Source organism: Amycolatopsis camponoti, assembly GCF_902497555.1.
GTDB lineage: Bacteria > Actinomycetota > Actinomycetes > Mycobacteriales > Pseudonocardiaceae > Amycolatopsis > Amycolatopsis camponoti.
This window is the reverse complement of the sequence record NZ_CABVGP010000001.1, coordinates 518186-532846: the sequence shown is the minus strand read 5'-3', so window position 1 is coordinate 532846 and position 14661 is coordinate 518186. Positions and strand designations below refer to the sequence as shown.

The window sequence follows — 14661 nt, the reverse complement described above, 5'->3', positions numbered from 1 at the left end:
TTCTTCCGCGGCCTCCGCCGGTCCCCGATGATCAAGCGCATGACACAGGCACCTGAAACCGGCTACGAGCCGGGCCGCGGTCCCGGACCCGCCAAGCCCACCGAAGAGGCGCTGAGCCGCTTGCTCGGCGCGCACAGCTTCGGCGCGCTGGCCACGGTCAACCGGGCCGGCTACCCGCACCTGTCGACCATCGCCTACGCCTGGGATCCGGCGGAGCGCGTCGTGCGGATCGGGTCCGCCCTGGGGCGCGCCAAGGTCCGCCAGCTGGCCGCCAACCCTCGCGCGGCGCTCTACGTGAGCAGCGCGGACCACCTGACCTTCGCGGTCGCCGAAGGCCTCGGCGGAGTGTCGCCCGTCAGTTCCGTGCCCGGCGACGAGACGGGACGGGCGCTGCTCGCGATGCAGGCGCCGTTCACGGACCCGGAGGACGAGGCCGCCTTCTTCCGCAACATGGTCGAAGACCGGCGAGTCGTGATCACGCTCCGCGTGGACCGCCTCCACGGAGGCGGCCTCGACGTGCGCTGAGCGGCGTCAGCCCAGGGCGGCCAGCAGGTCCGCGACCAGGTCACGGCCGTCTTCGATGCCGACCGACAGGCGCAGCAGGTCCGCCGGGACCTGGAGCGTCGAGCCCGCCGTGCTCGCGTGGGTCATCTTGCCCGGGTGCTCGATCAGCGACTCGATGCCGCCGAGGGACTCGGCCAGGATGAACAGCTTCGTGCGGGACGCGACTTCCAGCGCCGCCTGCTCGCCGTCCGCGTGGCTGAACGACACCATCCCACCGAAGCGGCGCATCTGCTTGGCCGCCGTCTCGTGGCCCGGGTGCTCCGGCAGGCCGGGGTAGTAGACCTTCGCGACCTTCGGGTGCTTGACCAGCGCCTGCACGATCAGCTCGGCGTTGTCGCTGTGCCGCTCCATGCGCAGGGCGAGCGTCTTGATGCCGCGCAGCGTGAGCCACGCGTCGAACGGGCCGGGCACCGCGCCCGCGGCGTTGCGCAGGTAGAACAGCTGCTCACGCAGCTCGTCCTCGTTCGTGATGACCGCGCCACCGACGACGTCGGAGTGGCCGCCGAGGTACTTCGTCGTCGAGTGCAGCACGATGTCCGCGCCCAGCGAGAGCGGGTTCTGCAGGTACGGCGTCGCGAAGGTGTTGTCGACCACCAGCCGGGCACCGGCGTCGTGCGCGACGCCCGCCAGCGCGGCTATGTCGGCGATGCCGAGCATCGGGTTGGTCGGCGACTCGCACCAGATCAGCTTCGTCTCGGGCCGGATCGCCGCGCGCACCTCGTCGAGGTTCGCCAGGTCGGCGACGGTGTGCTCGACACCCCACAGGCTGAGCACCTTGTCGATCAGGCGGAACGTGCCGCCGTACGCGTCGTTGCCGAGCACGAGGTGGTCACCGGGGCGCAGGGTACTGCGCAGCACCACGTCGGACGCCGCCATGCCGGACGCGTAGGCCAGCGCGTGCCGGCCGCCTTCCAGCGAGGCCAGCGCCTCTTCCAGCGCCGAGCGGGTCGGGTTCGCGGTGCGCGAGTACTCGTAGTCGCCCTCGCGGGTGCCGCCCACGCCGTCCTGCGCGTAGGTCGAAGTCTGGTAGATCGGCACGATCACGGCGCCGGTGCGGGGGTCTGGCTTCTGACCGGCGTGGATCGCGCGAGTCTCGAATCCCAGTACGGAGTAGTCGTCCACCATGGGGTCAGCGTACGGCGGGGCTCCGACATTCCCGTCAGGTGGGACGGATCTCAGCAGCGCACCACCGCGCGGTGGGCGCGGACACCGCGAGCAGCAGCGTGACCAAGGCCGGCGGCGCCACGAGAGCCAGCGCGGTCAGCCCGCCCATCGCCAGGTCACCGGGACCGCCGAGGTCGGCGAAGGTGAGCCCGGCGGCCGCGAGGCCCGCCGACGTCAGTGTCGCGAGCAGCGCCGCCGAGCTCCCGGCGATGCAGCCGATCCGGCCGGCGGGCTGCCGGCGCGACAGCAGGACGCCGCCGGGCATCAGCGTCGAGGCCAGCACGGCGTTCACCGCGGCGTGCACGGCCACCCGGCCGGCGTCACCGGGGAACCGGACGAGCGCGACGACGTCCAGGACGAGCCCGGCCAGGTAGAGCAGCCCGCCGAGCAGGGCGAGCGCCGCGGCGGCGAGTGCCGTCCGGCCTTCGGTACGGGTCACGGCAGCCGAGGATACGGCCGGTCACCACGAGTGACCGGCGTGGGTCACCAGCTTCGGGACGAGTAGGCCTCCTGGCCCGCCCACAGCGGCATCGCCGGCGCGCGGTAACGCAGGTAGCGGAAAGTCGGCGGCAGGAGCGCCAGGATCAGCACCAGCACCGCCAGGGCGGCCAAGCCCACCCGGTCCACCATCGCGAACCCGCCGTGGGTGAACATCGCGTCCGCGAACCGGGCCAGCGGGACGCCCACCGACAGCGGCTCCATCAGCAGCGCCCCGATCGCCAGCAGAGCGCCCAGGCCGAGCAGGATCGCGCCCGCCGTCGCGCGGAACAACGTCGTCAGCGCGCCCAGCAGGAGCACGAGCCCGGCTCCGAGGTAGGCGGCGAGGTCCACGAGCACCCAGCCCGGCAGAGCGCCGAGGCTGAATTCGGCGGGCATGTCGAGGAAGATCTTGACCGGCACATAACCGGCGGCGACGGCGGCCGCGAGCCCGAGCAGGCCGGCGAGGATCGCCGTTACTCCGGACGGCCGAGCCGATGAATACGAATGCGAATGTGAATGGGCCACCGGATATCCGCGTTGACCGGTCACGACTCCCCCATCAGCAGAACGCAGGACTACGACGTTCACCCTAGTCGGGAAAGGAGGAAGTGACTCCGAAAGAGAACGGAATTGGGCCGGACGGCGGAACCCAAGATCATTTTCCTGCGCTAGCGGCAGAAATGCTGTCACGGGATCCGGATGACCCGCGATAGCGCGCAATTGTCCTTTTCGGACAATTAAGTACTGGGTGCTCAATGCAGCGTGCCCCGGAGCCGAATGGGCTCCGGGGCACGAATGCGGTCCTAGTTCACCACTGCTGCTGCGGCGGCTGGCCGGGCTGGCCGAACCCGCCGCTCGGCGGTCCCTGCTGGCCAGGGGGCTGGCCCCAGCCCTGCGGCGGCTGCCCCGGCTGCTGCGGGTAGCCCTGGTGCTGGCCCGGCTGGCCGTAGCCGCCCGGCTGCTGGCCCGGCTGCGGGAAACCCCCGCTCGACGGCTGCGGGAACCCGCCGCTGGACGGGTTGGGCCCGCCCGGCTGGCCGTAGCCCGGGGGCTGGCCGTAACCCTGTCCCGGCTGTCCGTAGCCGCCAGGCTGACCAGGCTGGCCGAACCCGCCCGGCTGACCGGGCTGACCCGGCTGGCCGAACCCGCCCTGCTGCTGCGGGGCACCGAAGCCGCCCTGCGGCGGCCCGCCGAAGCCCTGCGGCCCGCCCGGCGTGGCACCGCCGTCACCGAGGCCGACGAACTGCTGCGTCGCCGGGATGAACCCGAGCACACCCACGATGAGGATGAGCACGCCGAGGATCAGCGGCGGCAGGCCGAGGCCGAAGGTGTCCCGCTCGGACGCGGAGGCCTGCGAGAGCGTCTCGGCGTTCGGCGTCATCCCGATCTTGAGCAGCAGCGCGAAGACCGTGAGGAGCGCACCACCCGCGACGATCGCGATCGGGACGAACTTCTTGATCCCGCCCAGCTTGCCCACGAGCGCCAGCCCGACGCCGCCGGCGAGGGAGATCAGCGCGCCCAGCAGGATCATGACCACGTAGAACCAGACGAGGCCCGGGCCGATGATCCCGGCCGCGTCGAGCACCTTGTCGATGGCCGCCTGGTCCGGAGCGAGGTCGAAGATCTTCGAGTAGTCGCTCGCGTCGCCCATGTAGCTGAACGCGATGATCAGCGCGATCAGGCCCAGCAGGGCCACCACGCCACCGGCGATGTAGCCGAACAGGCCGTTGCCCCCGGCGGACGGGCCGCCGAACTGCGGCGGCTGACCGCCGAAACCGGGCTGCTGCGGTCCGCCGAACCCGGGACCGCCGAAGCCCTGCTGCGGCTGACCGGGCTGCTGGCCCGGCTGGCCGTAGCCCGGCTGCTGGCCGAACCCGCCGGGCTGACCGGGCTGCCCCGGCTGACCGAAACCGCCCCCCGGCTGGCCGTAGCCGCCCGGCTGCTGGCCGAACGCCGCGGCCGGGTTGTCGGCCGCGCTCGGCGGCGGGGTGTACGGGATCGCCGGCGGCTGGGAGCCCGGCGGGACCAGCTGCGTGGAGTCCGCGACCGGGGCGTCGCCGCCGCCCGCCGGGTTCACCCACTGCGTCGCGTTCGCGTCGACCGGCGGCATCGCCTGGGTCGCGCCCGCCCCGCCGTCACCCGGGTGACCCGGCTGGACGACCTGCGTCGGTTCGGGCGTCTCCCCGAACGGGGAACCGCCCTGTGGCTGGGCGGGCTGCACGACCTGGGTCGGTTCCGGGCTGCCGAACGGGTTGTCCTGCTGCGGCTGGGCGCCACTCGGCGGGCCCTGAGGTGGCTGGCCGCCACCCCACGGCTGGTTCGGTGGCTGCGGTGCACTCATGTGGGTCTTGAACCCCCTTGACGAGGACGCGAAAGTGTTCTATTTGCGCTCACGCTATCGGATCACCCGGCAGGGCGCTCGTAACGCCCCGGCCCGGTGCGCCGATGAAGGACTTTCACAGCTCCTGCTCAGCGGCCGGCGAGGAAGCCCAGGAGGTCGTGCCGGGTGACGACCCCGGCCGGCTTGCCGTCGACCAGCACGAGCGCGCCGTCGGCACCCTCGAGCGCCGTCATCGCGGCGCTCACCTGCTCACCGCCGCCGATCGTCGGCAGCGGCGGGGACATGTGCCGCTCGAGCCGGTCGGCCAGCTGCGCCTTGCCGGTGAACAGCGCGTCGAGCAGGTCGCGCTCGTTGACCGCGCCGACGACCTCGGCCGCCATCACCGGCGGCTCCGCGCTGACCACGGGCATCTGGCTGACGTCGAACTCGGCCAGGATCGCGATGGCCTCGGCGACCGTCTCGTTGGGGTGCGAGTGCACCAGCGACGGCAGCGAGCCGCTCTTCTTCGTGAGCACGTCGGCGACCGTCGCGCCCGAGGAGTCGGGGGGCAGGAAGCCGTAGGAGGACATCCAGGTGTCGTTGAACACCTTCGTCAGGTAGCCGCGGCCGCCGTCGGGCAGCAGCACGACCACGACGTCGTCCTCGGTGAGCCGCTCGGCGAGCTCCAGCGCGGCGGCGACGGCCATCCCGCAGGAGCCGCCGACCAGCAGGCCCTCCTCGAGCGCGAGCCGCCGGGTGATCTGGAACGAGTGGGCGTCGGAGACCGGGATGATCTCGTCGGCGACCTTGCGGTCGTAGGTGTCCGGCCAGAAGTCCTCGCCGACGCCCTCGACCAGGTACGGCCGGCCGCTGCCGCCGGAGTAGACCGAGCCCTCCGGGTCGGCGCCGACCACCCGCACGCGGCCGTCGCTGACCTCCTTGAGGTAGCGGCCGGTGCCGGAGATCGTGCCGCCGGTGCCGACGCCCGCGACGAAGTGCGTGATCTTGCCGTCGGTCTGCTTCCACAGCTCGGGGCCGGTGGAGAGGTAGTGGCTCTCCGGGTTCTGCGCGTTGGCGTACTGGTTGGGCTTCCAGGCGCCGTCGATCTCGCGGACCAGGCGGTCGGAGACGTTGTAGTAGGAGTCCGGGTGCTCGGGCGCCACCGCGGTCGGGCACACCACGACGCGGGCGCCGTAGGCCTTGAGGACGTTGCGCTTGTCTTCACTGACCTTGTCCGGGCAGACGAAGACGCAGTGGTAGCCCTTGCGCTGCGCGACCATGGCCAGCCCGACGCCGGTGTTGCCGGACGTCGGCTCCACGATCGTGCCGCCGGGGCGCAGCTCGCCCGAGGCTTCGGCGGCTTCGATCATGCGCAGCGCGATGCGGTCCTTGACCGAGCCACCCGGGTTCAGGTACTCGACCTTGGCCAGCACGAGCGGCTTGAGCCCCTTGGTCAACGAGTTCAGCTTGACCAGCGGGGTGTTGCCCACGAGGTCTGCGATGTGCTCTGCGTACTCCACGACCGCCAGCCTAAACGGCGCACCGGTGGCGTTGTCCACCTCACGCCGGATCGGGGTCCGGGGGCCTCCGGGTGCGCGTCGGCGATGCCGGGCAGCGGTGGCGAGGTCGGACCGCCCGGCGAAGAGCTCAGGCCGCCACCAAGCAACCCGTCCACGCCGGATTCGGCCCGAGGGCCGCCGCACGCTGAGCCGTCATCCCGTCCCGGAGGGTCCGCCCGGCGCCGATCGGCACGCGGCAGCCCGTCCGCAGCACCAGGGACGCCCCGCGGGCGGCCCATCCGGTCATCATCGCCAGTTCACCTCCCGTGTCGTGGAACGGCGACTTCACTGAGGACACGATGCTATCGGGCGGGCGGTTGCCCGGGATCACCCTTTCGTGTCAATTCCGCCTGGTCGGGCTGGTCCGCGAGCGGCCGTTCTTCCCAATCCTGGGGCCAGGTCCGGGGAAACCCCCGTTGAGCCCGCGCACCCGCGAGCCGCGCGGCGGACTTCTTGCCGAAATCGGCCGGACCTGCGAAAACGGCGCCGTTGAAGGAATCGCGTTCGCCGCCGAAAACGGTTCCGCGGAAATCGACGCGGTCCGTGAACCAGGCCTTGTTGAAATCCGCTTTGGTGCGGAATTCGGTGCCGCGGAAGGACGTCAGTTCGGAGAACGTGGTCTCGTAGCAGACGATCGAGCGGATCACGCAGTGCGTGAGGTTCAGCCCGACCAGCTCGGCGCCCGAGAAGTCGAGGTCGACGTCGGGCCAGAAGGCACCGCTCGGCGCCTCGGGCGGGCCGGGCCGCAGGTGCAGCAGGAGGATGCGCTGCGCGGTCTTGCGGACCTGCAGCTCCTCGAGGTCTTCGTCGCCGGGCGCGTACGGCATCCGCAGGTAGGCGCAGAGGACGTTGACGATCGTCTGCCGGTTTTCGGCATACCCCGCGGCGAGCCGTTCGAGGGAGTAGAGGCCGGCGAGGCGGACCGGCGCCTTGTCGCTGCCGAGCTGGTCGGCGGCCTTGCCGTAGATCTCGGTGATCCGCCGTTCGGTGGCGTCGTGGTCTTTCTGCACGAGGTCCAGCTCGGCCGATCGTTGCCGGCGCGCGGCGAGCAGCAGCGCGGCGGCGCCCCCGGTGCCGACGACGATGTTGGCGGCGGTCCTGAGGGCGTCCAGCCGGGCGGAGTCCTCCGGGCGGCCGCCGCCGAGGAGGGTCAGCAACAGGGTGGCGGCGAGCGCGGTGACCACCAGCAGCCCGGCGCCCCACAGCAGGATCGTCCTCGTCCGCAGCACCCGCGCTTCGGTCCCCATGGCCGGCGATCTTGCCAGCGGCGGACGTCAGCCGATGTAGTGAACGGGCGTTTTCGCCTGAACCGCGCAGTCCGGCCGTGCGAGTCACCCCCGGCGGGCCGGAACCGCCGGGCGCCGCGGAGAAGCTCACACCGCGTTCGGCTTTTCCGGCGGCGCCCGGCGCGGCAGTATGGTGAGCAACCGCTTAGCACGCTTAGCTCGCGATACGAGGATGTGTCACGTCATGCCTGAAGCCGTCATCGTCTCCACCGCTCGCTCGCCGATCGGCCGCGCCGGGAAGGGCTCGCTGGTCAGCATGCGGCCCGACGACCTGACCGTGCAGATGATCCAGGCGGCACTGGCCAAGGTGCCGCAGCTCGACCCCACCGACATCGACGACCTGATGCTGGGCTGCGGCCTGCCGGGCGGCGAGTCCGGGTTCAACATGGGCCGTGCCGTCGCCGTCGAGCTGGGCTACGACCACCTGCCCGGCTGCACCATCACGCGCTACTGCTCGTCCAGCTTGCAGACCACCCGGATGGCGTTCCACGCGATCAAGGCCGGCGAGGGCGACGTCTTCATCTCGGCCGGTGTCGAGACCGTCTCGCGGTTCGCCAAGGGCAGCTCGGACTCGTGGCCGGACACGCACAACCCGCTGTTCGCCGACGCCGAGAAGCGGACCGCGGCGACCGCCGAGTCCGGCACCGACAGCTGGACCGACCCGCGCACCTCGGGGGACGTCCCGGACGTCTACATCGCGATGGGCCAGACCGCGGAGAACCTGGCGCGGCAGAAGGGCGTCACGCGCGAGGAGATGGACGAGTTCGGCGTCCGCTCGCAGAACCTGGCCGAGAAGGCCATCGCCGACGGCTTCTGGGCCAAGGACATCACCCCGGTCACGCTCGCGGACGGCACGGTCGTCTCGAAGGACGACGGCCCGCGCGCGGGCGTCACCATCGAAGGCGTCTCCGGCCTCAAGCCGGTGTTCCGCCCGGACGGCCGCGTGACGGCGGGCAACTGCTGCGCCCTCAACGACGGCGCGGCGGCGCTGGTCATCATGTCCGACACGAAGGCGCGCGAGCTGGGCCTGACGCCGCTGGCGCGGATCGTGTCGACCGGCGTGACGGGCCTTTCGCCGGAGATCATGGGCTACGGCCCGGTGGAGGCGTCCAAGCAGGCGCTGTCCCGCGCGGGGCTGTCGATCGGCGACATCGACCTGGTGGAGATCAACGAGGCGTTCGCGGCGCAGGTGATCCCGTCGTACCGCGACCTGGGCATCGACCTCGACCGCCTGAACGTCAACGGCGGCGCGATCGCGGTGGGCCACCCGTTCGGCATGACGGGCGCGCGCATCACGTCGACGCTGATCAACTCGCTGCAGCACCACGACAAGCAGTTCGGCCTGGAGACGATGTGCGTGGGCGGCGGCCAGGGCATGGCGCTGATCATCGAACGCCTCTCCTGACCTGCTGAAGCCCTGCGCGAAGGCCACCTCGAGGCGACTCGAGGTGGCCTTCGGCGCTAGTGGACCATCACCGGCGGGGTGACCTCGTCCCCTTCCGAGGACGACGGCACGGCCGGGCGGGACTTCGGCAGGAACAGCGCCGGGATCACGCACAGCACCACCAGGACCAGCGACCACACGAACGTCGTCGAGAACGCGTCCGCCGCCAGGCCGGTCGCCGCCGTGTGCGTCTCCGGGTTGAAGATCGCCGCCGTCGCCGCCAGCTGGCCCTGGGCCGTCGGGACGCCGAACTTGCCCGCCAGCAGGGCCGCCAGGATCGTCGCCATCACCGCCGAACCGATCGCGCCCGCCGTCTGCTGGACGATGTTCGTCGCCGTCGAGGCCCGGGCCATGTCCTTCGGCTGGAGCGTCTGCAGGGCCGACGTCGTGATCGGCATCATCGTGCAGCCCATGCCGAGGCCCATCACGAACAGCGCCGACAGCAGGATCCAGTACGGCGTGGTCGCCGTGACCTGGGTCAGCATCGCCATCGAGCCGACGAGCAGCACCATGCCCGGCAGCACGATCCGGCGCGCGCCCACCTTGTCGGCCAGGCGGCCGGTGATCGGCATCATGATCATCGCGCCGAAGCCCTGCGGGGCGAGCAGCAGCCCCGCGTGCAACGTCGTTTCGCCGCGCACCAGCAGGAAGTACGTCGGCAGCAGCATCATCCCGCCGAGGAACGCGACGAAGAACAGCGACATCGTCACCATCGCGATCGTGAACGACCGGTTCTTGAACAGCCGCAGGTCCACCAGCGGGTTCGGCACGCGGAGCGCGCGCACGACGAACGCGACCAGCAGCACCACCCCGGCCAGCACCGGCAGCCACACCTCGACCGCGCCGAACCCGCCCGCGGACGGGATCTTCGAAACGCCGAAGATCAGCGCCGCCAGCCCCGGCGAAACCATCAGCATGCCGATGAAGTCGAAGCGCCCGGCGGCTTCCGGTTCGTCCTTCGGCAGCAGCCGCCACGACAGCAGCAGCGTGACGATGCCGATCGGCACGTTGATGAAGAAGATCCAGCGCCAGCTGACCGCGTCGACCAGCCAGCCGCCGAGGATCGGGCCGCCGATCGGGCCGAGCAGCATCGGCACGCCCAGCACCGCCATCACCCGCCCGATCCGCTGCGGGCCGGCCGCGCGGGTCAGGATCGTCATGCCGCACGGCATCAGCATGCCGCCGCCGAAGCCCTGCAGGACGCGGAAGACGATCAGCGTTTCGATGTTCCAGGCCGCCCCCGCGAGCATCGAGCCGGCCAGGAACAGCACGATCGCGAGCATGTAGAGACGCTTGGTGCCGAAGCGGTCGGACGCCCAGCCGGTGACCGGGATCACGGTCGCCAGCGCCAGCAGGTAGCCCGTGGCGACCCACTGGATGACGTCGAACGAAGTCGAGAACTCGATCGTCAGCTTCTGCAGCGCGACGTTGACGACCGTGGTGTCCAGGATCGCCATGATGGCGCCGAGGACGACCACGGAGGCCACCTTGAGCACACCGGCGTCGAGCGCGTCACCGTTCGGCGCCGCGCCGGTTCTTTGCGTAGTCATCTGGAGAATTCCCCCGGTTTCGTGGATTCGTCCGCGAGGCTACCGGGGGCCACCGACAAAACGCGTCTCAGCGGATGCTGTCGGCCGGCACCGGGTTCGTGAGGCCGAACGGCGGCCGCAGCTTCAGCCCGATCCGAGTGCCGAGCTGGTTGGTGATAGACCACCCGAGTCAAGATCACAAGAGTTGTTGACAGCCCGGTCAGGCCGAAATAAGGTCGAGAGGTGCGCACATTCTTGTGCGCACATTCGAGAAAAGGGTCAAGAAATGAGGGGTTTCTTGAAGACTTTCCTTCGGCGCACCGGGGCGGTAATCGCCGCCACCACCGGCGCCCTCGCATTGCTCACCGGCGTTTCGGACGCCGCCGGCGCCGACGCGGCTTTCCGGCCGCCACCGGGCGCGATCCCGCCACCGAAGTGCGACCCGGTCAACCAGGTTCAGACGCCGCTCCAGTGGGAGTTCCACTCGGAGTACAAGCACGTCGTACCGAGCGGGATTCCCGCGCCGTACCACTACTTCCGCACGTACTTCGTGTCCTGGGCCCCGGCCGAGTGGGACGACGTGTCCACGAAGGTGGTCTGTGACGTCTACTCGTTCTAGTTCCACCTGAACACCGGCGACGGCGAATCCAGGGGAATCCCGGCCCCGACGCCGGGATTTCCCTGGACCACGCGTCACCCGGCCCGGGTCACTTCTTCGTCTTGAAACAGAAAGTCGTCGGCGGGGTCGAATAGGCGAGCACACCGTCGGCGTCGGTTCCGTCGCACTGGGCCCGGTCGTTCACCGCCGCGACCTTGACGAACTCGGCCGAGGCCGACGGGTCGGTGCACGCCACGCGGCTGAAGGCCTTCGGCCCGTCCGGGAAGTTCGTGAAGCACTCACCCTGCTTGACGTTCGGGATCATGCACATGGTGCTCGCCGGGCGGTCGACGGTGAGCTCGATGTAGCCGTCGCCCGGGCACTGGGCGCCCGTGCCGTTCTGCTTCGCCGCGACCAGCACGTTCGCCGACTGATCGCCGCAGGCGACCTTTTCCGGCATGTTCTTGCTGGTGATCTCGGTGAACTCGGCGACGCTCAGGCATTCGCCCACCGCGGCGTTTTCCGGCGCGCTCGTGAACTTGACGACCGCCACGATGCCGCCGACGATCACGATGAGCGCGACGATGCCGAGGCGGATCCACAGCGCCTTCGACTTCTTCGGCGGAACCGGCGGCGCGGGCGGGAAGCCGGGCTGTCCGGGCGGCGGGCCGTACTGGCCGGGCATGCCCTGCGGCGGAGTGCCGGGCGGGGTGCCGTACTGGCCCGGCTGGCCGTACTGCTGCTGCGGCTGACCGCCGGGAGGCGGCCCATAGGGATCGGGCTGACCCACCGGCTGCTGGCCCCCGGGGGCCGGAGGGGGAACGCTCACTGTGAACCTCACACATGTGAAATTGAGAACCGACCGGCATATCCAACACGGAGGGTGAGCACACTCCGCACCGGGGTCCCCATATGCACGAATTACCCACAGAAAAGGCGCCCCGTTGGTTACGGAGCGCCTTCACTGAGTAATCAGCCGGAAACGGTGAGCCAGGTCAATCGCGGAGGTAGGACAGCAGCCGCAGGATCTCCAGGTACAGCCAGACGAGCGTCGTCATCAGGCCGAACGCCGTGTACCAGGCCCACTTCGACGGCATGCCCTCGCGGATCATCCGGTCGGCCTGGTCGAAGTCGAGCAGGAAGCTGAACGCCGCGATGCCGATGCACAGGATGCTGAAGGCGATGGCGAGCGGGCTGCCGTCGCGCAGCGGGTTGAACCCGAAGGCGAACGAGCTGATCAGGTTGAACAGCATCAGGACCGCGACGCCGACGACGGCCCCGACGATCCACTTGGTGAGCTTCGGCGTCACCTTGACCGCGCCGGTCTTGTAGACCACCAGCATGCCGATGAAGACACCGACGGTGCCGATGATCGCCTGCAGCGCGATGCCCGGGTAGATCGCCTCGAACACGCCGCTCAACGCGCCGAGGAAGAGTCCTTCGGCGGCCGAGTACGCCAGCGTCAGCGGGCCGCTCGGCTTCTGCTTGAAGATGATCACCAGCGAGATGACGAGCCCGACGATCAGGCCGCCGATCATCGCGCCGATGAGGGCACCGGAGAGCCGGCCGGTCTCGGCCAGCTGGTTCTGGGCCCAGATCGCGGTGACGACCCCGACGAGCAGCGCGACGCCGAGGCTCATGCCGGTCTTGACGACGACGTCGTCGACGGTCATCGGGCGGTCGTCGTCGCCGGAGGTGACCTGCCCGGGTCCGTACCCGGGCACGCCGCCCTGGGTCTGGTTGAAGCCCACCGGGGGCCCGTACTGCCCTTGAGTCTGGGTTCCGCCGTGGGGCAGGTTGCGGAACGCCGGGTTGCTACTGGAACGCACCTGATCCTCCTGGATCTGCTGCTTCGTGGATCGACGCTGCATCGGGTTCAACGACCGCCGGGTACGTGCGGTTCCCGTCGAGTAAAGACAACTTTACTCGACGGCAGGCCCGTGGCCACGGCAGACACCGTATGCGACCGAGATCACGACCGCTCGACCGCCGCCACCCGAAGGGCGGTAGACAGTCCGGCCCTCTCGGCGCGACGCTCACTTCGCGTGCCCGGTTGTTCACCGAACGCGCGTCGGGGAGTTGATCAATCGTGTGACCTGCGGAGACGCATTCGCCGTCGCCGCGCGTCCCGAACAAGGAGCCTGCACATCATGAGGTGGTCAACACGCCCGCGCGCGGGCCGCCGCGCGCTCACCGGCCTGGTCGCCGCGACCCTGCTCGGCGCGCTCTCCATCACCACCGGTGCCCCCGCCGCGTCCGCCGCGAGCCGGGAAGGCATCGGCCACGCGGTCGAGCCCGGCCAGGACGGCACCGGGTCCCGCAACTGGCTGGGGTCCTACGTCGTCGGCGGCCAGCAGGTGTTCTGCGTGAGCTTCCAGCTGAAGGCGCCGGACACCGACGAGAAGTACAAGCCGGGCGACGAGCTGCTCACGAAGTGGGGCACGAAGCTGCCGTCCGGCCAGGCGGCGGACATCTCCTACCTGCTGCTGCGCTACGGCGGCACGAAGGACCCGGACGAGGCCGCGGCGCTGGCCCACCTGCTGCACTCCTGGACCTCGGCGCCGCGCACGCCCGCGGACCTCGACCCGTCGCTGCCCGCCGCGAAGCTCGGCTACGACGCGCCGTACCACCTGACGCACCTGCCCGCGGGCGCCCAGGCCGCCGTCGGAAAGCTGCGGACCGAGGCGGAAGCCGGCCGCGGCCCGTGGACGGCCTCGGTGACCACCCCCGAAGGCGAGCAGCACCTCGGCGAACCCGCCGCCTGGACGGTCACCGTCAAGAACGCGAAGGGCAAGGGCGTCCCGGACGTCCCGGTGAAGCTGACGGCCACCGCCGCGACGGCCGGCGAGGACCCGGCCGCCACCGCGGGGAACTCGAGTCCGCAGGCCGCCGCGAAGGACGTCACGCTCAAGACCGGCGCCGACGGCACCGTCCAGGTGAAGCTGACCCCGACGGGTGAGCGGCCGAAGCTCGTCGCGTCGCTGGCCGCGCCGGCCGACCGGCCGTACGTGCGGGCGCCGGTCGACACCGCGAAGCAGCGCGTCGTCTCCACCGGCGGCGAGAAGGAGCTGACCGCGCAGGGTGTGGTCAGCGTGGCGAAGCCGGGCCAGGTGAAGGTGACGAAGACCGACGCGACGACGGGCAAGGGCGTCGGCGGCGCGGTCCTGCGGATCACCGGCAAGGACAAGGCGACGGCCGCGCTCGGCCAGGACGGCAAGCCGCTCACCGGCGCCGACGGCAAGCCCGCGGTCGTCACCACCGACGGCACGACCGGCGGTGTGACGGTCGAGAACCTCCGCGCGCCGCAGGAGATCTGCGTCGTGGAGGCCGGGCCGCCGCCGGGGTACACGAACGCGTACGACCCGAAGAACCCGCCATCGGCGTGCGGCACGGTGAAGCCGGGCGAGACGCTCGCGCTGACGGTGGTGAACAAGCCGAACGAGGTGCCGCGCGCGATCCCGGCCGGCGACGCGCCGGTCGTGCGGGCGCGGGGCGTGGTCGAGACGAGCTACTCCACGCCGGGCCTGGCCGGGCTCGGCCTGCTGGTGCTGCTGGGCGCCGGACTGGCCGGCTTCGCCGCGCGGCGGGCTTCGCGCAGGTAGTCCGGGATGGCGAGCGAAGACTGGCAGGGCGACAGCTGGTTCATCGACGAGTGGCATCGGGGGGTGGGGCACGCCGAGGAGGCCCGGCCCGGTGCCGACTGGCGAGCCGACGGCG

The 14661-nt window shown here is 70.8% G+C and carries 14 protein-coding genes; 4 read left to right on the top strand and 10 right to left on the bottom strand.

Annotated elements, in window-relative coordinates; genetic code table 11:
• Positions 1-39: 39 nt before the first annotated feature.
• Positions 40-525, top strand: coding sequence for a pyridoxamine 5'-phosphate oxidase family protein (locus AA23TX_RS02600; RefSeq protein ID WP_155540993.1), 486 nt, complete (start codon positions 40-42; stop codon positions 523-525).
• 6 nt (positions 526-531) lie between these two features.
• Here AA23TX_RS02600 and AA23TX_RS02595 read toward each other — a convergent pair whose 3' ends face one another.
• The 7 genes from AA23TX_RS02595 to AA23TX_RS02565 form a co-directional block, all read right to left on the bottom strand.
• On the bottom strand, positions 532-1689 hold the full coding sequence (locus AA23TX_RS02595) for a cystathionine gamma-synthase (protein ID WP_155540992.1): 1158 nt from the start codon (positions 1687-1689) through the stop codon (positions 532-534).
• A 34-nt stretch (positions 1690-1723) separates the two neighbouring features.
• On the bottom strand, positions 1724-2167 hold the full coding sequence (locus AA23TX_RS02590; RefSeq protein ID WP_155540991.1) for a hypothetical protein: 444 nt from the start codon (positions 2165-2167) through the stop codon (positions 1724-1726).
• A 44-nt stretch (positions 2168-2211) separates the two neighbouring features.
• Positions 2212-2733: a hypothetical protein gene (locus AA23TX_RS02585; protein ID WP_230862313.1), complete on the bottom strand. Its 522-nt coding sequence runs from the start codon at positions 2731-2733 to the stop codon at positions 2212-2214.
• A gap of 283 nt (positions 2734-3016) precedes the next feature.
• A complete protein-coding gene (locus tag AA23TX_RS02580; protein ID WP_230862312.1) occupies positions 3017-4549 on the bottom strand; it encodes a hypothetical protein in 1533 nt (510 codons plus the stop codon).
• A gap of 128 nt (positions 4550-4677) precedes the next feature.
• On the bottom strand, positions 4678-6048 hold the full coding sequence (locus AA23TX_RS02575) for a cystathionine beta-synthase (RefSeq protein WP_155540990.1): 1371 nt from the start codon (positions 6046-6048) through the stop codon (positions 4678-4680).
• Between the two features lie 127 nt (positions 6049-6175).
• Positions 6176-6337 carry a hypothetical protein gene (locus tag AA23TX_RS02570; protein WP_155540989.1) on the bottom strand — a complete coding sequence of 54 codons (162 nt, stop codon included), beginning with the start codon at positions 6335-6337 and terminating at the stop codon, positions 6176-6178.
• A gap of 52 nt (positions 6338-6389) precedes the next feature.
• Positions 6390-7334: a pentapeptide repeat-containing protein gene (locus AA23TX_RS02565; RefSeq protein WP_155540988.1), complete on the bottom strand. Its 945-nt coding sequence runs from the start codon at positions 7332-7334 to the stop codon at positions 6390-6392.
• A 223-nt stretch (positions 7335-7557) separates the two neighbouring features.
• Here AA23TX_RS02565 and AA23TX_RS02560 point away from each other — a divergent pair, with 223 nt between their 5' ends.
• Positions 7558-8778: an acetyl-CoA C-acetyltransferase gene (locus tag AA23TX_RS02560; RefSeq protein ID WP_155540987.1), complete on the top strand. Its 1221-nt coding sequence runs from the start codon at positions 7558-7560 to the stop codon at positions 8776-8778.
• Positions 8779-8834: 56 nt separating this feature from the next.
• Here the strand turns inward: AA23TX_RS02560 and AA23TX_RS02555 are convergent, their stop codons facing one another.
• Positions 8835-10367: a DHA2 family efflux MFS transporter permease subunit gene (locus tag AA23TX_RS02555; RefSeq protein ID WP_155540986.1), complete on the bottom strand. Its 1533-nt coding sequence runs from the start codon at positions 10365-10367 to the stop codon at positions 8835-8837.
• Between the two features lie 277 nt (positions 10368-10644).
• On the opposite strand from AA23TX_RS02555, the gene AA23TX_RS02550 reads away from it, so the two are divergent.
• The gene (locus AA23TX_RS02550; RefSeq protein ID WP_155540985.1) at positions 10645-10965 is read left to right on the top strand and encodes a hypothetical protein; all 321 of its coding nucleotides are present in this window, start codon (positions 10645-10647) and stop codon (positions 10963-10965) included.
• An 88-nt stretch (positions 10966-11053) separates the two neighbouring features.
• On the opposite strand, the gene AA23TX_RS02545 is transcribed toward AA23TX_RS02550, so the two are convergent.
• Together AA23TX_RS02545 and AA23TX_RS02540 are read right to left on the bottom strand one after the other, a co-directional pair.
• Positions 11054-11773 (bottom strand): LppU/SCO3897 family protein, encoded by a 720-nt coding sequence (locus AA23TX_RS02545; RefSeq protein WP_155540984.1) that lies wholly within the window; start codon positions 11771-11773, stop codon positions 11054-11056.
• 166 nt (positions 11774-11939) lie between these two features.
• Complete coding sequence (locus tag AA23TX_RS02540; protein ID WP_155540983.1) at positions 11940-12773, bottom strand: Bax inhibitor-1/YccA family protein; 834 nt, start codon at positions 12771-12773, stop codon at positions 11940-11942.
• Positions 12774-13094: 321 nt separating this feature from the next.
• On the opposite strand from AA23TX_RS02540, the gene AA23TX_RS02535 reads away from it, so the two are divergent.
• Complete coding sequence (locus AA23TX_RS02535; RefSeq protein WP_155540982.1) at positions 13095-14546, top strand: collagen binding domain-containing protein; 1452 nt, start codon at positions 13095-13097, stop codon at positions 14544-14546.
• Positions 14547-14661 lie beyond the last annotated feature (115 nt).